Source organism: Pseudomonas flexibilis (assembly GCF_000802425.1).
Classification (GTDB): domain Bacteria; phylum Pseudomonadota; class Gammaproteobacteria; order Pseudomonadales; family Pseudomonadaceae; genus Serpens; species Serpens flexibilis.
Window position 1 is genome coordinate 1 of sequence record NZ_JRUD01000001.1, and the last position, 18,317, is coordinate 18,317.

Annotated in this window: 25 protein-coding genes; 12 read left to right on the top strand and 13 right to left on the bottom strand. The window is 65.9% G+C overall.

The annotated features are described in order from the left end of the window. The first annotated feature begins 157 nt into the window (after positions 1–157). A complete protein-coding gene (locus SF06_RS18195; protein WP_156143272.1) occupies positions 158–787 on the top strand; it encodes a hypothetical protein in 630 nt (209 codons plus the stop codon). Between the two features lie 212 nt (positions 788–999). Further along, a complete protein-coding gene (locus SF06_RS00005) occupies positions 1,000–1,377 on the top strand; it encodes a hypothetical protein (RefSeq protein ID WP_052199656.1) in 378 nt (125 codons plus the stop codon). 506 nt (positions 1,378–1,883) lie between these two features. On the opposite strand, the gene SF06_RS00015 is transcribed toward SF06_RS00005, so the two are convergent. The 3 genes from SF06_RS00015 to SF06_RS00025 form a co-directional block, all read right to left on the bottom strand. After that, on the bottom strand, positions 1,884–2,201 hold the full coding sequence (locus SF06_RS00015; RefSeq protein WP_027589999.1) for a CcdB family protein: 318 nt from the start codon (positions 2,199–2,201) through the stop codon (positions 1,884–1,886). Further along, positions 2,201–2,446 (bottom strand): type II toxin-antitoxin system CcdA family antitoxin, encoded by a 246-nt coding sequence (locus SF06_RS00020; protein WP_027590000.1) that lies wholly within the window; start codon positions 2,444–2,446, stop codon positions 2,201–2,203. Before SF06_RS00020 ends, SF06_RS00015 begins: the two co-directional genes overlap by 1 nt. Positions 2,447–2,523: 77 nt before the next feature. Then, positions 2,524–2,937 carry an NUDIX hydrolase gene (locus SF06_RS00025; RefSeq protein WP_027590001.1) on the bottom strand — a complete coding sequence of 138 codons (414 nt, stop codon included), beginning with the start codon at positions 2,935–2,937 and terminating at the stop codon, positions 2,524–2,526. A gap of 82 nt (positions 2,938–3,019) precedes the next feature. Between SF06_RS00025 and SF06_RS00030 the strand changes: the two genes are divergently transcribed. From SF06_RS00030 to dtd, 7 genes are all read left to right on the top strand, one after another. Continuing rightward, a complete protein-coding gene (locus tag SF06_RS00030) occupies positions 3,020–4,231 on the top strand; it encodes a putative DNA modification/repair radical SAM protein (protein ID WP_039559126.1) in 1,212 nt (403 codons plus the stop codon). After that, entirely contained in the window at positions 4,231–5,058 is an 828-nt protein-coding gene (locus SF06_RS00035) for a TIGR03915 family putative DNA repair protein (protein WP_039559128.1), read from the top strand. Before SF06_RS00030 ends, SF06_RS00035 begins: the two co-directional genes overlap by 1 nt. Before the next feature lie 85 nt (positions 5,059–5,143). Then, the gene (locus SF06_RS00040) at positions 5,144–6,154 is read left to right on the top strand and encodes a class 1 fructose-bisphosphatase (RefSeq protein WP_027590004.1); all 1,011 of its coding nucleotides are present in this window, start codon (positions 5,144–5,146) and stop codon (positions 6,152–6,154) included. Between the two features lie 4 nt (positions 6,155–6,158). Continuing rightward, a complete protein-coding gene (locus tag SF06_RS00045; protein ID WP_039559132.1) occupies positions 6,159–6,755 on the top strand; it encodes a DUF924 family protein in 597 nt (198 codons plus the stop codon). A gap of 95 nt (positions 6,756–6,850) precedes the next feature. Further along, complete coding sequence (locus SF06_RS00050) at positions 6,851–7,102, top strand: hypothetical protein (protein WP_027590006.1); 252 nt, start codon at positions 6,851–6,853, stop codon at positions 7,100–7,102. 51 nt (positions 7,103–7,153) lie between these two features. Then, a complete protein-coding gene (gene pip, locus SF06_RS00055) occupies positions 7,154–8,122 on the top strand; it encodes a prolyl aminopeptidase (RefSeq protein WP_027590007.1) in 969 nt (322 codons plus the stop codon). Next, positions 8,119–8,556 carry a D-aminoacyl-tRNA deacylase gene (gene dtd / locus SF06_RS00060; protein WP_027590008.1) on the top strand — a complete coding sequence of 146 codons (438 nt, stop codon included), beginning with the start codon at positions 8,119–8,121 and terminating at the stop codon, positions 8,554–8,556. Before pip ends, dtd begins: the two co-directional genes overlap by 4 nt. A 145-nt stretch (positions 8,557–8,701) precedes the next feature. On the opposite strand, the gene SF06_RS00065 is transcribed toward dtd, so the two are convergent. From SF06_RS00065 to ubiE, 9 genes are read right to left on the bottom strand one after another with little or no spacing between them, the layout of a single operon-like run. Further along, complete coding sequence (locus SF06_RS00065) at positions 8,702–9,415, bottom strand: 16S rRNA (uracil(1498)-N(3))-methyltransferase (RefSeq protein WP_039559135.1); 714 nt, start codon at positions 9,413–9,415, stop codon at positions 8,702–8,704. Next, a complete protein-coding gene (gene tatC / locus SF06_RS00070; protein WP_039559138.1) occupies positions 9,412–10,227 on the bottom strand; it encodes a twin-arginine translocase subunit TatC in 816 nt (271 codons plus the stop codon). Before tatC ends, SF06_RS00065 begins: the two co-directional genes overlap by 4 nt. Further along, entirely contained in the window at positions 10,224–10,619 is a 396-nt protein-coding gene (gene tatB / locus SF06_RS00075; RefSeq protein WP_027590011.1) for a Sec-independent protein translocase protein TatB, read from the bottom strand. Before tatB ends, tatC begins: the two co-directional genes overlap by 4 nt. 20 nt (positions 10,620–10,639) lie before the next feature. Continuing rightward, positions 10,640–10,903, bottom strand: a complete 264-nt coding sequence (gene tatA, locus SF06_RS00080) for a twin-arginine translocase TatA/TatE family subunit (protein WP_027590012.1) — start codon at positions 10,901–10,903, stop codon at positions 10,640–10,642. A gap of 22 nt (positions 10,904–10,925) precedes the next feature. After that, positions 10,926–11,258, bottom strand: coding sequence for a phosphoribosyl-ATP diphosphatase (locus tag SF06_RS00085; RefSeq protein WP_027590013.1), 333 nt, complete (start codon positions 11,256–11,258; stop codon positions 10,926–10,928). Beyond that, positions 11,251–11,712 (bottom strand): phosphoribosyl-AMP cyclohydrolase, encoded by a 462-nt coding sequence (hisI, locus tag SF06_RS00090; protein ID WP_256214717.1) that lies wholly within the window; start codon positions 11,710–11,712, stop codon positions 11,251–11,253. The genes SF06_RS00085 and hisI overlap by 8 nt, the downstream gene beginning before the upstream one ends. Positions 11,713–11,729: 17 nt before the next feature. Next, complete coding sequence (gene ubiB / locus SF06_RS00095; protein ID WP_027590015.1) at positions 11,730–13,340, bottom strand: ubiquinone biosynthesis regulatory protein kinase UbiB; 1,611 nt, start codon at positions 13,338–13,340, stop codon at positions 11,730–11,732. Then, entirely contained in the window at positions 13,337–13,951 is a 615-nt protein-coding gene (locus SF06_RS00100) for a ubiquinone biosynthesis accessory factor UbiJ (RefSeq protein WP_039559149.1), read from the bottom strand. The genes ubiB and SF06_RS00100 overlap by 4 nt, the downstream gene beginning before the upstream one ends. Next, positions 13,951–14,718 (bottom strand): bifunctional demethylmenaquinone methyltransferase/2-methoxy-6-polyprenyl-1,4-benzoquinol methylase UbiE, encoded by a 768-nt coding sequence (gene ubiE / locus SF06_RS00105; RefSeq protein ID WP_039559151.1) that lies wholly within the window; start codon positions 14,716–14,718, stop codon positions 13,951–13,953. The genes SF06_RS00100 and ubiE overlap by 1 nt, the downstream gene beginning before the upstream one ends. A 132-nt stretch (positions 14,719–14,850) precedes the next feature. Between ubiE and SF06_RS00110 the strand changes: the two genes are divergently transcribed. Next, positions 14,851–15,126, top strand: coding sequence for a polyhydroxyalkanoic acid system family protein (locus tag SF06_RS00110; RefSeq protein WP_027590018.1), 276 nt, complete (start codon positions 14,851–14,853; stop codon positions 15,124–15,126). 41 nt (positions 15,127–15,167) lie between these two features. Here SF06_RS00110 and SF06_RS00115 read toward each other — a convergent pair whose 3' ends face one another. Then, complete coding sequence (locus SF06_RS00115; RefSeq protein WP_039559153.1) at positions 15,168–17,099, bottom strand: methyl-accepting chemotaxis protein; 1,932 nt, start codon at positions 17,097–17,099, stop codon at positions 15,168–15,170. 207 nt (positions 17,100–17,306) lie between these two features. On the opposite strand from SF06_RS00115, the gene SF06_RS00120 reads away from it, so the two are divergent. After that, entirely contained in the window at positions 17,307–17,708 is a 402-nt protein-coding gene (locus SF06_RS00120; protein ID WP_039559154.1) for a phasin family protein, read from the top strand. 13 nt (positions 17,709–17,721) lie between these two features. Further along, positions 17,722–18,264 carry a phasin family protein gene (locus SF06_RS00125; protein WP_039559288.1) on the top strand — a complete coding sequence of 181 codons (543 nt, stop codon included), beginning with the start codon at positions 17,722–17,724 and terminating at the stop codon, positions 18,262–18,264. Positions 18,265–18,317 lie beyond the last annotated feature (53 nt).

An 18,317-nucleotide genomic window follows, 5' to 3' on the forward strand; every position in this document is an offset into this window, starting at 1 on the left:
TGTGTATACGCAACTTGGGGCTGCCGGCCATTGCGGTGCGGCAGGAATATATTCATCGAACCGCCGTGTACGTGACCCGTATGCACGGTGGTGTGGGAGGAGAGGCGCCGTGAGGCGTCTCCCTATCCCAATTAGCTTACAGAACCACACGAAAACGATGCTGACCGAAAAATACACGCAAGAAAACTACTCCGAACAGTATCTTGAGCTACTACAAATAGCCCAGGATAAATCTTTAGCACTTGGTCTTCCTCCCCCTGAAGCATGGTTTAATGAAGCAGCAGAAGATGAACTCCTAGAGTCTCTTCAGGGCTTCATATTTGAAAACCTCTACCCACACTTATATCGCATCCTTCCTGCGTACTGGGGGAACAGCTGCCAAATCTTATCCGCACATATTTTTTCCTGCCTAAAATCCATGGGAATTAACTGCGACATCGTAGTCGGTGAAGTAGAAATAAATGGCACGCCAGAGTGCGATGCAACCCTAGAAAACCTACAGCAAGAGTATTTAAGTGAAACTCCACCAATAGGAGGTCAACTCATACACGCATGGGTTTCTCTTGGCGGGGATTCCATAATAGACGCAGGCCTTCCAGATAGAGTAATTAAAAATTATCGATTTCCTGAGCAGTTCATGCCACCAATAATGGTGGGGCGCGCATCTGATTTATCGAAGAAATTCCGAACGAGACACCAACCATTGCTTGTCGGAGCAGAATATATCAGCAAGACCAACCAAATAAATCTGGCAAGCATGCGTGAAGAATATGAAAAACGTTTTTAACCGTCCAGCTAACTAGTGGTTCAAATCGTTCGCTTCGCTCACTGGGACGGGCTAAAGCCCGCCCCTTAACCAAACGTGTGTGCCGGGCATGGCACGTAACTATGTCGGTGAAAGTCCGGCAGCCAGGTTTTCGCAGAGCCGAAGGCTAGGGAAACTCTGAAAAAGACTTCCTGATTTGGCAAAATTCGTCGACTTCACTCGCCCGAGCTTTCATGCGCGACTCCCTCGCGGGTATCGACCGGATGATCGCCGATCTGGATCAGCGCATCGTGGGCACCTGGCGTGGGATGCGCGGTTCGGATACTTCCTGTGAGTTCCTGGCCTGGCAGTCCACCTTTCACCCCGATGCCCGATACGAAATCGTCTTCTATTCCGACGCCGAAATGAGCCGGCAGATCCTGGTGCAGACCGGGTTCTGGATGGCCATGAATGGCAAGAGCCGGCTTATGCCGAAGGGCGTCAAGGTGCCGGATGAGTACGACTACCGCCTGATCGACGCGGATACCATTGAGTACATCAACTTGGCGCGGGGACCAACGGCGGAGTGCCAGGAGGACTATCGGTTTGTCGAGCGGCGGGTCCGCTATTGATTCCAGGCGGCCCGGCACTGGCGCGGTTCGAGGAGCCGTTTTGCAACGCCTTCCTTGGTTTTCCGGTTACCTCTCCTGGGGCTGTATATGACGAGTCATGGTGCTATCCGGTCGTTAGCGTTCTTGGCAGGTCTTTGGTTGACGTTGATCGGTCCATTCGCCTCGGCGCAGGCCGAGCCTGAGCCCGCAGACCCCGCCCTTTGGCGGCAAATCGAGCACCTCACTGAGCTGCTGCGCGCCCCCTATGCACAGTGATACCGGGAGGCAACCATGGTGCAGCAGGTGGCCGGTGAGGAAGGCCCGGTGTTGACCCTGGCGGTGTTAATAAAAGGGACAGATTTATTTGTGGGGCCAATGCCGAGCTGGGAGCTTATTGCGCGGAACCGGACAACCAGCCACCGCCACAAGATCCCATGCAATACACCCTCTGACTTCGCCCAGGCGAAAGTGACAACCAGATGGCATTTGCAGATTTAGGCAGGTGCGTCAGAGCGGCGGTTCGTGGTTCAGATTCCCGAGACCAGGAAATCCATCGCGGCAATGATCTCGGCTCGCTGTGGTGCCAAGTCACAGACCTCTCTTCCCATATGTTTCCTGTCGATCCCAGCGATTTGCTGAGTAACGGCAAGGAACGCCTCGCCTTCGATTTCGACTGTTGGGCAGAGCTTCGTCAGGGTTGCCGTTCCGGCAATGCGTGCGGGACTGAGCGGAATCACGACCGTGGTCCGGAGTTCGTCCAGCAGGTTGGACTGGATATCCAGGAGGTACGGGTAGGTCTGGCGGGTGGCATCGTTCGGATTTTCATAAACCTTGAACTGGGCCATCAGAATCCTCTCAAGCTGTCGCCGAAGGTTCCCTGAGCCTCGACCATCCGGTTATAGGCCTCGATGGCGGCCTGGTTGTCTCGTTTCCACGCTTCGCGCTGTTTGGCGCTCACCTGTTCTTCCAGAGCCGCTTCGAGCGTTGCGGAAAGATTGATCTTCAACGCCCTGGCCTTGGCGAGCAGATCGCTGTTGATGCTGACATTGGTGGGCTTCTTTGTGGCCTGCGTATCGAATAGGGAACTCATGCGTGCCATCTCCACGGTATTTGATGCGCACAGGCTATGCGCATCAACCGTGGGCCGCAAGGGAGTTGGCATGGCAATCAACGTGCCGCCAACAGCTGCCGCGCCAGCGGCAGCACCTGGTCGCGGGTCAGGGGCGCCAGCGGCAGCTGTTCGGCGTCGTGCAGGTCAACCCAGCGCGCCTCGGCGATTTCGGCGCGGGCGGTGATGGTCTGGTCGAGGGGCAGGGCGAACAGTTCGGCGACCACCTCCAGGCCGGGCTCGTTGGCCGCCGGGGCGCTGAAGTTGCCCAGGTAGGTGGCCTGCGCGGCGTCGATCCGCAGGCCGAGTTCTTCGTGCAGTTCGCGGCACAGGGTGTCGACCGGGCGCTCATCCGCTTCCAGCTTGCCACCGGCCTGCATGAAGGCCGTGGTGCCGGCCTTGCGCACCAGCAACAGCTGGTGCCTGGCGTTGTAGATCAGGGCGGCGGCGATGGAGAGGTGGGGTGCTTGCATGGAGTTTCCTTGAGCGGGGGCTGGCGGTGTGGTCGGTGCTTCGTATACTGTTTGCATATACAGTATTCGCGGAGGGCCCATCGTGCAACTCATCGACAAGCTGAGCATCCTCGCCGATGCCGCCAAGTACGATGTGTCCTGCGCCAGTAGCGGCGCGCCCCGGCGCGGTTCGAAGGGGCAGTCGGGCATCGGTTCCGCCGGCCCGGGCATCTGCCACAGCTTCACGCCGGATGGCCGCTGCGTGTCGCTGTTGAAGATCCTGCTTACCAACTTCTGCCTGTACGACTGCCAGTACTGCGTCAACCGCCGCTCCAGCGACGTGCCGCGCGCCCGTTTCAGCCCCGAGGAAGTGGTGGCGTTGACCCTGGACCTGTACCGGCGCAACTGCGTCAGCGGGCTGTTTCTCAGCTCGGGGATCATCCGCTCGGCGGACTACACCATGGAACAACTCGTAGAGGTGGCGCGCCTGCTGCGCGAGGTGCACGAATTCCGCGGCTACATCCACCTGAAGACCATTCCCGACGCCGATCCGGCGCTGATCGAGCAGGCCGGCCAGTACGCCGACCGCCTGAGCGTGAACATCGAGCTGCCCAGCGACACCAGCCTGGTGCGCCTGGCGCCGGAAAAGACCGTCGCGGGCATCCAGCGCGCCATGGGCACTATCCGCTATCGCCAGCAGGCGGTGGAAGGCGAGGCGCGGGCACCCGCGTTCGCGCCGGCCGGGCAGAGCACGCAGATGATCGTCGGCGCCGACGACAGCGACGACCACCGCATCCTGCACACCTCGCAATCGCTGTACCGGCGCTTTCGCCTCAAGCGCGTCTACTACTCGGCCTTCAGCCCGATTCCCCACAGCCCGGCCACGGTGCCGCAGGCGGCGCCGCCGCTGCTGCGCGAGCACCGGCTGTACCAGGCGGACTTCCTGATGCGTGGCTACGGCTTTCGCGCCGAGGAGCTGCTCGGCAAGCCGGGCAACCTGGCGCTGGACATCGACCCCAAGCTGGCCTGGGCGCTGGAGCATCGCGAGCAGTTCCCGGTCGATCTCAACCGCGCCGAGCCGAGCCTGATCGCCCGCGTGCCAGGCATCGGCGTGCTCAGCGCGCAGCGTATCGAGCAGCTGCGCCGCCAGCGCAAGATCCGCTACGAGGACCTGCGCCGGCTGCGCTGCGCGCTGGACAAGGCCGGCCCGTTCATCGTCACCGCCGACTACCGCCCGCGGCAGGACAGCAGCGAGTCCCTGCGCCTGCGCCAGCAACTGGCCGAGCGGCCGGCACAGCAGATGGCGCTCTGGTGATGCGCTGCGTACGGGTTGATGGCGGCTTCGCCGACTGGCGCGACAAGGCGCGCACGCTGCTGCACGAGGGCGTGCCGCCAGCGTTGGTCAGCTGGCGCGACGAGTTGATGCCGGCCGACCTGTTCGCCGAGGAGGCGCTGGCCCGCTACGCGCCCGGGTCGCAGGTCACCGTGCCGCGCCAGGTGCTGGAACTGCTCGAACGGGCCGCGCGCTTTCGGGTGGCGGAGCGCTGGGCGTTGCTCTATCGCATCCTCTGGCGCGTGGCGCTGGGCGATGCGGCCGCCGCGCTGCCGGGCGACCCGGACGGCAGCGAGCTGCACCTGCGCATCAAGGCGGTGGGCCGGGAGATTCATCAGCTGCATGCGCTGCTGCGTTTCGTGCCGCTGGGCGGCGCGGGCCTGCCCGACTACGTGGCCTGGTTCGAGCCGGAGCACGAGGTGCTGGACGTCGCCTGCGGGCATTTCGCCGAACGCATGGGGCGGCACAGCTGGTTGATCGCCACGTCGCGCGACGGCGTGTGGTACGACGGCGAGCGCTTCGACTACCGCGCCGAGGCGCCGGACGAATGGCAAACGCTGGCGCGCACGCCCGACCCCGAGGGGCAGGCACTATGGCTGGCCTACTACCGCAGCACCTTCAACCCCACACGGGTGAATCCGCAGGCGCTGCGCCAGCACCTGCCGCAGCGCCTGTGGCAGCAGGTGCCGGAGGGGCGGCTGATTCCCGCGCTATTGGTGCAGGCGCGCATGGGTGCGCAGCGCGATGGGCAGGCGCCTGAGGTGAGCGTGCGACCCGGCAAGCGCATCCGCCTGCGACAGCAGGACTGAGAAAAGGCGTGCGCACGGTGGGCGCTGGGGGGGCAACACAGGCTAAAATGCTGCACTTTAACTCTCGCCCTCCCGGAGCCCCTTCATGTCCAGCATCACCCTGAGTCGCTACCTGATCGAGCAGACTCGCAACTTCAACACCCCGGCCGACCTGCGTTTCCTGATCGAAGTGGTGGCACGCGCTTGCCGGCAGATCAGCCACGAGGTGTCGCTGGGCGCGCTGGGCGGGGTGCTGGGCAGCATGGGCACCGAGAACGTGCAGGGCGAAGTGCAGAAGAAGCTGGACGTGCTGTCCAACGACATCCTCCTGGAAGCCAACGAGTGGGGCGGCCACCTGGCCGGCATGGCCTCCGAGGAAATGGAGCAGGCCTACCAGATTCCCGGCAAGTACCCGAAGGGCGCCTACCTGCTGGTGTTCGACCCGCTGGACGGCTCCTCGAACATCGACGTGAACGTCTCGGTGGGCACCATCTTCTCGGTGCTGCGCTGCCCGAACGGCCACAACGGCAAGGGCGATCTGTCCGAGGAGGCCTTCCTGCAGAAGGGCACCGAGCAGGTGTGCGCCGGCTACGCCATCTACGGCCCGCAGACCATGCTGGTGCTGACCCTGGGCAACGGCGTGAAGGGCTTTACCCTCGACCCGCACATGGGCAACTGGGTGCTGACCCACGACAACATCCGCGTGCCGGAACAGACCGCCGAGTTCGCCATCAACATGTCCAACCAGCGCCATTGGGAAGCCCCGGTCAAGCGCTACGTCAGCGAACTGCTGGCCGGCAAGGAAGGCCCGCTGGGCAAGAACTACAACATGCGCTGGATCGCCTCGATGGTGGCCGACGTGCACCGCATCCTCACCCGTGGCGGCATCTTCATGTACCCGCGCGACGCCCGCGAGCCGGAAAAGCCCGGCAAGCTGCGCCTGATGTACGAAGCCAACCCGATGTCGATGATCATCGAGCAGGCCGGCGGTGCCGCCACCAACGGTACCCAGCGCATCCTCGACATCCAGCCCGACTCCCTGCACCAGCGCGTGGCGGTGTTCCTCGGCTCGAAGGAAGAGGTCGAGCGCATCACCGCCTACCACAACCAGGCCTGACGCCATGCAACCCTGGCAGCCGCTGCTCGACTGGTGGTTCGGCGCACCCGCCGCGCCGGGCGAGCAGGCGGCGCGCCAGAACGGGTTGTGGTTTGGCTACCGGCCCGAGCAGGATGCCGAGGCGCGCGAGCGCTTCGGCGGGTGGGTCGAGCAGGCCCTGCGCGGCGAGCTGCACTGGGCAACGGAGCCGCACGGCTGGCTGGCCGAGCTGATCTGCCTGGACCAGCTGACTCGCATGATTCACCGGGGCACGCCCGCCGCGTTTGCCGGTGATGCCCGGGCCCAGGCGCTGCTCGATGTCGGGCTGCGCCAGGGCTGGGATCGCCAGCTGTCCGACCTGGAACGGGTGTTCTGCTACCTGGTGCTGGAGCATGCCGAAGGCTTGCTCCTCCAGGAGCGCGCCGTGGCGGCCTTCGCCGAGTTGCTGGCGCGCCAGGCCGAGGCCGACCGCGCGGCCTTCCAGTCCTTCCACGACTACGCCGAGGCGCATCGCCGGGTGATTGCCCGCTTTGGGCGCTTTCCGCACCGCAACGCCATCCTCGGCCGACCGAGTAGCGGCGCCGAGCGGGCCTTTCTCGCCGAGCCCGGTTCGTCGTTCTGAGCGCGACCCTTCATCGCCGCGCCACCTCCCCAGGCTCGCCGCTCGCGGGCTTTCCCGTTAGGCTGCCGCCCATAGTTTTATCGAGGAGTTGCGCCATGTTGTCACGTCTCGCCATCCTGCCGCTGTGCCTGTTGCTGGCCGCCTGCAGCAAGCTGACCCAGGAAAACTACGCCCGGCTCGAAGCCGGTATGCCGCGGGCCGAGGTCGAGGCGCTGCTGGGCAAGCCGACGCAGTGTTCCGGCGCGCTGGGCCTGTCCAGCTGCACCTGGGGCGACAGCGAGCGCTACGTGAGCGTGCAGTTCGCCGGCGACCAGGTGCTGCTGTTCTCCGGCAAGGGACTGCGCTGACGTTTCCTCGCTATCATCCCGTGATCCGCAGCCACGCCTCGGGAGCAACCCATGCAACCCCTCTACCCGGACATCAAGCCCTACGCCTGCCATGCGCTGGCGGTCGATGACACCCACACCCTGCACGTCGAGGAGAGCGGCACGCCGGACGGCCTGCCGGCGCTGTTCGTGCACGGCGGGCCCGGCGCTGGCTGCGATGCCAGTTCGCGCTGCTACTTCGATCCGACCCTGTACCGCATCGTCACCTTCGACCAGCGCGGCTGCGGCCGCTCCACGCCGTTCGCCAGCCTGGAGAACAACAGCACCTGGCACCTGGTGGAGGACATGGAGCGCATCCGCGAACAGCTGGGCATCGACAAGTGGCTGCTGTTCGGCGGCTCCTGGGGTTCGACCCTGGCGCTGGCCTATGCGCAGAAACACCCGGATCGGGTGCTGGGGCTGGTGTTGCGCGGCATCTTCCTGTGCCGTCCGCAGGAGTTTCACTGGTTCTATCAGGAAGGCGCCAGCCGCCTGTTCCCGGACTACTGGCAGGATTACCTGGCGCCGATCCCGCCGGCCGAGCGCGGCGAGCTGATGCAGGCCTACTACCGGCGCCTGACCGGCGAGGACCAGATCGCCCAGATGCAGGCCGCCAAGGCCTGGGCGGGCTGGGAAGGCCGCACCGCCACGCTGCGTCCCAACCACGAGGTGGTGGAACGTTTCCACGAGCGCGCGCTGTCCATCGCCCGCATCGAATGCCACTACTTCGTCAACGATGCCTTCCTGGAGCCCAACCAGCTGCTGCGCGACATGGAACGCATCGCCCACCTGCCGGGGATCATCGTGCACGGCCGCTACGACGTGATCTGCCCGCTGGACAACGCCTGGGCGCTGCACCAGGCCTGGCCGAACAGCGAGCTGCAGATCATCCGCGACGCCGGCCATTCGGCGGGCGAGCCGGGCATCGTCGATGCGCTGGTGCGCGCCACCGACGCCATGGCCCGCCGCCTGCTGCGCCTGCCCAACGGCGGTGACGCATGAAGGCCCTGATCCAGCGGGTGCGCGCCGCGCGGGTGGAAGTGGCCGGCGAGGTGGTCGGCGCCATCGACCAGGGACTGCTGGCGCTGGTCGGCGTCGAGCCGCACGACACTCCGGCCAGCGCCGACAAGCTGCTGCACAAGCTGCTCAACTACCGGGTGTTCGCCGATGCCGACGGCAAGATGAACCGCTCGCTGACGGATGTGGACGGCGGGCTGCTGCTGGTCTCGCAGTTCACCCTGGCGGCGGACACCAAGAGCGGCCTGCGCCCGAGCTTCTCCACCGCCGCGCCGCCGGCGCTGGGCGAGCAGCTGTTCGATGACCTGCTGGCCAAGGCCCGCGCCCGCCACGGCCAGGTGGCCAGCGGCCGCTTCGGCGCCGACATGCAGGTGCACCTGATCAACGACGGGCCGGTGACCTTCCTGCTGGAAACCTGACGGGTTGCACGGGCGGAACGGCGGCCAGAAAGGCGCTGATCGCGGCCGCGTAGGGTGGATGTCGTATTTCACATCCACCGTGGCCCCGCTCGGTGGATCGATGAAGCGCGATCCACCCTACATCCCTGGCGGTCAGGCGCCGTGCTTAATACAACCGCGCCAGCAGCGCGGTGACGGCGGTTTCCACGCGCAGGATGCGTTCGCCCAGCTGCACCGGCTGCAGGCCGGCGTCGCGCAGCTTGTCCACCTCGTAGGGAATCCAGCCGCCTTCCGGGCCGATGGCCAGGGTCACCGGCTGATCCAGGGGCAGGCCGCGCGGGCAGGCGGGGAAGTCGCCGGGGTGGCCGACCAGGCCGAGGGTGCCGTCCGCCAGGGCTGGCAGGCGGTCTTCCACGAACGGCTTGAAGCGCTTTTCGATGCTGATCTCGGGCAGCACGGTGTCGCGGGCCTGCTCCAGGCCGAGGATCAGCTGTTCGCGGATCGCCGCAGGCTCCAGGAATGGCGTCTGCCAGAAGCTTTTCTCCACCCGGTAGCTGTTGAGCAACACCAGCCGCGCCACGCCCAGGGTGGCCACGGTCTGCAGGGTGCGCTTGAGCATCTTCGGGCGGGGCAGGGCGAGCAGCAGGGTGATGGGCAGCTTGGGTGGCGGCGGCTGGTCGAAGGTCACCTGCAGCTCGGCTTCCTGCGGACCAAGACGCAGGATGCGACCTTTGCCCATCAGGCCCGCCAGGCGGCCGACGCGCAGGCTGTCGCCTTCGTCGGCGCGGTGGACTTCATGCAGATGGACCAGCCGCCGATCGCGCAGGATCACACGGTCGGCGGCAATGAAATCGGCCTCTTCGAGCAGCAGCAGGTTCACGGCTGGGCGCTGGGTGGCTGATCGTTGTGCTCGGTCGTTTCGACCTCGGTCGAGGTTTCGCTTTCCTTTTCGGCCTCTTCCTTCTCGCGACGGATCATCGCGCCGAAGAACAGACCCACCTCGAACAGCATCCACATGGGTACCGCTAGCAGGGTCTGCGAGAACACGTCCGGCGGCGTCAGCAGCATGCCGACCACGAAGCAGCCGACCACCACGTACGGCCGGCTCTTGCGCAGGGTGGCCACATCGACGATGCCGACCCAGATGAGCAGGAAGGTGGCGATGGGGATCTCGAAGGCCACGCCGAAGGCGAAGAACAGCGTGAGCACGAAATCCAGGTACTGGCCGATGTCGGTCATCATCGCCACCCCTTCCGGGGTCACGCTGGCGAAGAAGCCGAACATGATCGGGAACACCACGAAGTAGGCGAAGGCCATGCCGGCGTAGAACAGCAGGATGCTGGACACCAGCAGCGGCACGGCGATGCGTTTCTCGTGGGTATACAGGCCCGGCGCGATGAAGCCCCAGGCCTGTTGCAGCACCACCGGCATGCCCAGGAACAGCGACACCACCAGGGTCAGCTTGAACGGCGTGAGGAACGGCGAGGCCACCCCGGTGGCGATCATCGTCGCGCCTTCGGGCAGGTAGGCACGCAGCGGCGCGGCCACCAGCGCGTAGATGTCCTGGGCGAAGTAGAACAGGCTGACGAAGATCACCAGCACGGCGATCACGCAGCGCAGCAGGCGCGTGCGCAGTTCGGTGAGGTGCGAGACCAGCGGCATTTCCTGGTCGCCGGGTTGGCGCGTACTCATGATTGCTGCGGTTTGTCCGGGGTGGTGGAGGCGGAGGTGCCGGTCGGCGCCGGCTCGGTGGGCGCCACCGGGGTCGGCTGGGGCCCAGCGGCTGCCGTCGCCTCGGCGGCGGGCGCCGCAGGCGTGTCGGCAGGCTTGTCCGCCGGTTGCAGGCCCAGGTTTTCCTTCATCTTGCGCTCCATATCGAGAATGTTCTCGTTATGCAGCTGGCGACGAATCTCGTCGGCGCCGATCTCACGCTCTACTTCCGTCTTGATGGACAGGAAGCTGCGCTTGATACGCCCGATCCACAGCCCGGCAGTGCGCGCGGCTCCCGGCAGGCGCTCGGGGCCGAGCACCAGCAGGGCCACAAGGCCGACCAGTAGCAGTTCGCTGAAGCCGATATCGAACATGAGCGGACCTTGGCTGGGGCTTAGTCTTTCTTGACCGGGTCTTCGACCTTGCGGGCTTCGCCATTGATGACGGTGCCCTGTTGTGCCTGCTGGTTCGGAACCTGCTGGTTGTGCTTCTGCTCTTCGCTGGCCTTTTCTTCGTCAGCGCCCACCGATTTGCGGAAGCCCTTGATCGCGTCACCCAGGTCGGAACCGAGGCTCTTCAGGCGCTTGGTGCCGAACAGCATGACGACGATGAGCAGGATGATGAGCAGTTGCCAGATGCTGATGCCGCCGAATCCCATGATGGAATCTCCCAAGTTAATGTCAGGATTGCGGGCGCGCGGCCTTTTCCGCGTGCCCGGAGAGGCCGAAACGGCGCTCCAGTTCGTCGAGTACCGCCTGAGGGTGCTGGCCGAGGGCGGCCAGCATCACCAGGCTGTGGAACCACAGGTCGGCGGTCTCGTAGATCACATCGCTGCAGTCGCCACTCTGCGCGGCGTCCTTGGCGGCCAGGATGGTTTCCACCGACTCCTCGCCGACCTTTTCCAGAATCTTGTTCAGGCCCTTGTGGTACAGGCTGGCCACATAGGAGCTGTCAGGCGCCGCGTTCTTGCGCGACTCCAGCACCTCGGCTAGACGGTTCAGGGTGTCACTCATGGCTGTGTGCCTTGTGATAGATGGCGTCGGGGTTCTTCAACTGGGCGTCCACCGTGTGCCAGGCGCCGTCGCGATAGACGCGGTAGAAGCAGCTTTCCCGGCCGGTGTGGCAGGCGATGCCGCCCAGCTGCTCCACCTGCAGCACGAGCACGTCGGCGTCGCAGTCCAGGCGCAGCTCGTGCAGCTTCTGCACGTGACCCGATTCCTCACCCTTGCGCCACAGCTTGCCGCGCGACCGGGACCAGTAGATGGCACGACCTTCCTGGACGCTCAGGCGCAGGGATTCGCGGTTCATCCAGGCCATCATCAGGATGCGGCCCGTCGTGTGGTCCTGGGCGATCGCCGGCACCAGGCCGTCGTCGTTCCAGTTGATCTCTTCCAGCCAATCGGTCATTGCGTGTTCGCTACTGCTTTCGGTGAGGCCGGTGGTCCGACCGGGTGTTGAGTGTGCCACCGCCAGCGCGCTGCTGGCTATCGGCGGATGATCAGATAAAGGCCGGCGGTCGCCATCAGCCAGATCGGCCAGGCTTCCAGGTTGTCCAGGGTCTGGCTGTTAGCTACAGCAAAAAGCGCGCCACCTACCAACAATGCGGCGCCGGTCAGGCGCAGCACCCAGCTGTCGCGACGCCGCCAGGGCTCGGGCGGATCGTTCAGGTGCGGGCGCGACAGGCGCTCCAGCAGGTCGCGGGTCATGTTGGCCAGGTGCGGCAGCTGTTCGAGCTGCGACTTGGCCTGCATGGCCAGGTTCAGCGGGCTCATGCGCTCGCGCATCCAGCGCTCCAGGAACGGCTTGGCGGTGGTCCACAGGTCCAGGTCAGGGTACAGCTGGCGGCCGAGGCCCTCGATGTTCAGCAAGGTCTTCTGCAGCAGCACCAGCTGCGGCTGGATTTCCATGTTGAAGCGCCGGGCGGTCTGGAACAGGCGCAGCAGCAGCTGGCCGAAGGAAATGTCCTTGAGCGGCTTCTCGAAGATCGGCTCGCACACGGTGCGGATCGCCGCCTCGAACTCGTTCACCTTGGTGTCGGCCGGCACCCAGCCGGAGTCGATGTGCAACTGCGCCACCTTGCGGTAGTCGCGCTTGAAGAAGGCCACCAGGTTGCGTGCCAGGTAGTCCTGGTCCTCGGGGGTCAGGCTGCCGACGATGCCGCAGTCGATGGCGATGTACTGCGGATTGCGCGGCTGCCGGGTGCTGACGAAGATGTTGCCCGGGTGCATGTCGGCGTGGAAGAAGCTGTCGCGGAACACCTGGGTGAAGAAAATCTCCACGCCGCGTTCGGCCAGCAGCTTCATGTCGGTGTTCTGCGCGCGCAGGGCGGCGATGTCGGTCACCGGCACGCCGTAGATGCGCTCCATGACCAGCACCTTGGGCCGGCAGTAGTCCCAGTGGATCTGCGGCACGTAGATCAGCGGCGAGCCTTCGAAATTGCGCTTGAGCTGGCTGGCGTTGGCCGCTTCGCGCAGCAGGTCGAGCTCGTCGTAGATGACCTTCTCGTAGTCGCTGACCACTTCCACCGGGTGCAGGCGACGCGCCTCGCTGGACACGCCTTCGGCGATACGTGCGAGCAGGAACAGCCAGGCCAGGTCCTGGGCGATGATCGGCCGCAGCCCCGGGCGGATCACCTTGACCACCACGTCTTCGCCGCTGTGCAGGCGCGCGGCGTGCACCTGGGCGACCGAGGCCGAGGCCAGCGGCTGCTGCTCGAAGCTGGCGAACACCTTGGCAATGGGCGCGCCCAACTGTTCCTCGATCAGCGCCACGGCCCTGGCCGGCTCGAACGGCGGCACCTGGTCCTGCAGCAGCGCCAGTTCGTCGGCGATGTCCTCGGGTAGCAGGTCGCGGCGGGTGGAGAGAATCTGCCCGAACTTGATGAACACCGGGCCCAGGTCCTGCAGCGCCAGGCGCAGCCGCGCACCGCGCGAGAAGTCGCTGCGCCGGCGCGGCAGCCAGCGCCAGGGCAAGGCGTAGCGGGTAGCGGCCAGCCACCAGGGCAGCGGCAGGGCGTACAGCAGGTCGTCGAGGCGATAGCGGATGACGACCAGCAGGATGCGCAGCAGGCGGCGCAGGGCGGCGAACAGCTTCATGAAGTCCGGTTTCCTCGGCTCAGGCGTTCGACCCGGGCCTCAAGACGGTCGAGGGCCATTTTCATCTGGTCGAGTTCGGCGAAGCGGGCCTCCGCCTCGCGGTTGCCCACCAGGCTGCGGGCTTCCTCGGTCAGGTAGTCGGCCAGGTCCTGGCGCAGGCTGCCCAGGCTGTCGCCGGTCCAGCCGGCGGCGCTGCGCAGGCGGCCGCCCAGCAGGGCAGCCCCCAGCGGGCCGACCCAGCGGCCGAGCTGGTACTCCCAGTCCAGTTCCAGGGATTGCAGGATGTCCGCCAGCTCGGTGAGTGCGCTGGCGTCACCGTCCAGCTCCACCTGCGGGCCGTGCAGCACGGCGACCTTGTCGCGACTCACGGCCAGGCGCAGCAGCTCGCTGGCTGGAGCGCGCAGGGTGCAGTCGGCGGGTGCTTCCCAGTGGCTGGCCAGGCGCAGGCCGTTGGCACCGGGCAGCAGGTGGATCCGCAGCGCCGGCGCCGGGCAGTCGATGGCCAGCACCTTGCCTTCCAGGCGCGCCAGCCGGGTCAGCGCCACAGCATCCAGCGCCAGCAGCGGATTCAGGCCGCGCTCGACGGCGGCGAGCAGGGCGGTGCTCAGCATCAGGGCTTGATGCCGCGGTGCAGGGCGACGATGCCGCCGGTCATGTTGTGGTAGGTGACCCGCTCGAAACCGGCCTCCTGCATCATGCCCTTGAGGGTTTCCTGATCGGGGTGCATGCGGATCGATTCGGCCAGGTAGCGGTAGCTCTCGGAATCCTGGGTGATCAGCTTGCCGAACAGCGGCAGGGCGGTGAAGGAATACAGGTCGTAGACCTTGCCGAACAGCGGGTTGGTGGGCTTGGAGAACTCCAGCACCAGCAGGCGGCCGCCCGGCTTGAGCACCCGCAGCATGGAGCGGATGGCGGCGTCCTTGTGGGTGACGTTGCGCAGGCCGAAGGCGATGGTCACCACATCGAAGTAGTTGTCCGGGAAGGGCAGCGCCTCGGCATCGGCCTGCACGAAGCTGACGTTACCGGCCACGCCGCTGTCCAGCAGCTTGTCGCGGCCGACCATGAGCATCGAGGCGTTGATGTCGGCCAGCACCACTTCGCCGGTTGGGCCGACGATGCGCGAGAACTGACGGGTCAGGTCGCCCGTGCCGCCGGCGATATCCAGCACGCGGTTGCCCGGGCGCGCGCCGGACAGCTCGATGGTGAAACGCTTCCACAGGCGATGCACGCCGCCGGACATCAGGTCGTTCATCAGGTCGTACTTGGCGGCCACGGAGTGGAACACCTCGGCGACCTTCTTCGCCTTCTCGCTCTCGGGCACGGTCTGATAACCGAAGTGGGTGGTCGGTTCGGCCTCGGGCTTGCGGGAATCGTTCATGTCGGTCACCTGATGAAAAGTGGCGGGCATTCTAACCGCTGGCGCCGGAGCCGACCATGTATGCGATCAGCAACCCGGCGTGGCGAACTGGAGTATATTGGCGCGTTTTTTTGCCCGACCCCGGAGTATGCGATGGCCACCATTCGTGTCGAACGATCCCACCAGCTTGGCCGCGAGGCCGTGCGCGACAAGGTCGAGGCGCTGGCCGCGCGCCTGGCGCGCGAGTATCAGCTGCGCTGCCAGTGGCGCGGCGACCGGCTGGATGTCGAGCGCAGCGGGGTGAAGGGTCACATCGCCATCGATGAACGCGCGGTGCGCATCGAACTGAGCCTCGGGCTGCTGCTGTCGGCGATGCGCGGGCCGCTGCAGAGCGAGATCGAGTCGGCCCTGGACCGCGAGCTGGCCTGACGCTGCGCGAGAGCCAGGCCGGCGCTGCCGCAACGGCCAGGCTACAGCCGGAAGCGCTGGGTCAGCTGGCGCAGGTCGCCGCCCAGGCGCGCCAGTTCCACCGTCGAGGTGGCGGCCTGCTCGCTGGCCGAGGCAGTCTGCTGTGAAATGTCCTGCACCTGCGTCACGCTGCGGTTGATCTCCTCGGCGACCGCGCTCTGCTCCTCGGCCGCCGCCGCGATCTGCTGGCTCATGTCCTGGAGCTGCGACACCTGTGCGGTGATGTCGCGCAAGGCTTGCCCGACGTCACGGGCCAGGGTCACGGTGTCCTCGCTCAGGGTGCGGTTCTCGTCCATCGACTGTCCCGCGTGCTGGGCAGCCTCCTGCAGGCTGGCGATCAGTTGCTCGATCTCCCGGGTCGACTGCTGGGTGCGCTGCGCCAGGCCGCGCACCTCATCGGCGACCACTGCGAAACCGCGTCCGGCTTCGCCGGCACGCGCCGCTTCGATCGCTGCGTTGAGCGCCAGCAGGTTGGTCTGCTCGGCGACGTTCTTGATCACATCCAGCACGCTTCCGATGGCCTGGCTGTCGTGCCGCAGGCGCTGCATGGCTTCGGCCGAGCGGCTGGCTTGTGCGGCCATGCGCTCGATCTGCTCGAGCGCGGCGGCCACCACACGCTGACCGGCGTGCGCCTGTTGTTCGGCCTGGTTGCTGGACGCGGCGGCGCTGGCCGCGTTGCGGGCCACCTCCTGCACCGTGGCGGCCATCTCGTTGATGGCGGTGGCGACCTGCTCGGTCTCCGCCTTCTGATGCTGCACGCCGCTGCTGGTCTGTGCGCTGATCGCCGACAGCTCCTCGGCGGAGCTGGCGATGCGGGTGACGCTGCCGTCGATGCTGCCGATCAGTTCACGCAGGCTTTCGCGCATCTGGTGCATGGCCCGCTGCAGCAAGCCGAGCTCGTCGTGGCGGTCGCTGACCAGGTCGGCGCGCAGGTCGCCGCTGGTGATGCGCTGGGCGAACTCCAGGGTCTTGCGCAGCGGCTCGGTCACCTGGCGGGCGATCACCACGGCCGCCACGGTGCCGAGCAGGATGGCCAGCAGCATCAGGCCGAGGGTGACCTGGAAGGCCAGGGACAGTTGCGCCTCCATGCGCTCGCGAACCTGCGCGTTCAGCTCGCCGATGGCGCGCACCGACTCGCTCTGGTGTTCCAGCAGGGCGGCGTGGGCGGCGGCGGTTTGTGCCAGGCCGTCCTTGAAGGATTCGATGCCCTGGCGATACAGGGTGAGGTACTGGCTGAGCTCATCGAGATAGGGGACATGCCGCGCAGGCAGCAGCTGGCGCAGGGTCGCCGCCTGGTCCAGGGCGCGCTGGAAGCCCGGAATGGCCAGCTCGAAGGAGGCGTCGGTGTGCTGGAACACGAAGCCGCGGACCAGGTAGCGGGTTTCCAGCACACGCTTGACCAGGTCGCCCAGCGCGCGGTTCTGGCGATGCAGGGCGGTGTCCGTGGGGTTGGCCTGCAGCGCGGCGTCGATCTGTTCCTCCAGTGCGGTCAGCGCGGCCATGGCCTTGTTGCCGTTGCCGATCATTACCTGGCGGCTCTGCTCGCGCGACGCGCGGGCCGCGATCAGGGCATCGAACGCGGTGCGGATGGCGGCCAGACGCTGCAGGTTGGCGTCGATCTCGCGGTGGATGCGCGGGTCATCCTGACGCGCGCCGCGCAGCAGTTCGGCAATGCCCCCTTCCAGTGCGGCAAGCTGCTCGGCGTGGCGGGGGTGGGCATCCTTGTCGAAGCGCAGCTGCAGCGGCGGAATGGTTTCCGCCAGGCGAGCCGCCTCAGCCAGACGGTTCTGCAACAGGCTGCCGTCGATCAGCTGGTCCAGGCTGCGCAATCCATACAGGTTGCCCAGCAGGGTGAAGAGGATCGCGAAGCCGAAGCCGAGGCCGAGCTTGCGGGTCATGGGCAGGTTCGCCAGCAGGCGATGGAAAAGGGACATGAGGACTCCTGTCTCGGGTTACTCCCCCTCGCTCTGCGGCGGGGGTGACCCGCCTGTTTCGTCCAGCGGACGCGAAACTGGAGACGCATGACTCACCGCTATCCGTTTTTGTCGCTTCTAGTATGAGATTTCTAATCCTGCCGACTAGCGTGCACCACGAGCCCAGCGAAACGGGCGTGTTCTTACCCACCAGTGGAGAGGTGCAACATGGTCAAGACAGCATTGAAGAAAGTGAATGAAGAAGCCGCCCGCCCGGTGCTGGAGGGTGTCCGCTATTCCGCTCGCCAGCTGTGGCTGGCCGGCATCGGTGTCTACGCCAGCCTGGGTCGCCAGGGCCTGAGCTACTTCCGCGATCTGGTACGCAGTGGCGAAGAAGCCGAGACCCAGGGCAAGCAACTGGTCAGCGAGAAGCTCGAGCAGGCCACCGACCGGTTCAAGTCGGTCCGTCGCCGGGTCGACTCCCGACTGGAAAAGGTCGAGGAGCGGGTCGGTGCGCGCGTGGGCCGTGTGCTCAAGCGGGCCGGCGTACCGAGCCGCGCCGATATCGAGGCGCTGTCGGACAAGCTCGACGGTCTGAACGAAATGCTGGTGCGTACGGCCAAGCCGTAACAAGGAGGCCATCATGGCTGACAAGCGCAAGCAGAGCGGCTGGAGCGAGGATGTCGAGAAGTATTCGCGGCAGATCTGGCTAGCCGGTCTGGGCGCCTACGCGAAAATCGGCGAAGACGGCAGCAAGCTGTTCGAGTCGCTGGTGCGCGAAGGCGAAAGAACCGAGCAAATGGTCCGCGACGAGGTCGAGGCGGTGAAGAACGGCGCACGCAGCCGGGTTGCCGAGGCCAGGGACAAGGCGCTGGGCAAGTGGAATGCGCTGGAGGAGGCGTTCGACAAGCGCCTGAACAGCGCGATCACGCGCCTGGGGGTACCGAGCCGCCACGAAATCCTGGCCCTGGACGACAAGATCGAGGCCCTGAATCGTCAGCTGGACCGGCTGAGCGCGTTGCGGCTGGTGCAGGACGAGCCCGCCAGGCCGGCGGACGAGGCGCCGAAGAAGGCAACCCGGGCCAGCAGGCCCGCGCGCAGCGGCGAGAGCAAGCCGCGTGCGCGCAAGCCCAAGGCTGTGGTCGAAGCGCCGCAGGCCGAAACGCCGGAAACCGCCTCGCAATAAGGAGGCCTGAACGCCCCGCCTGCGCGGGGCGTTTCGCTTCCAGTGCCAACCGC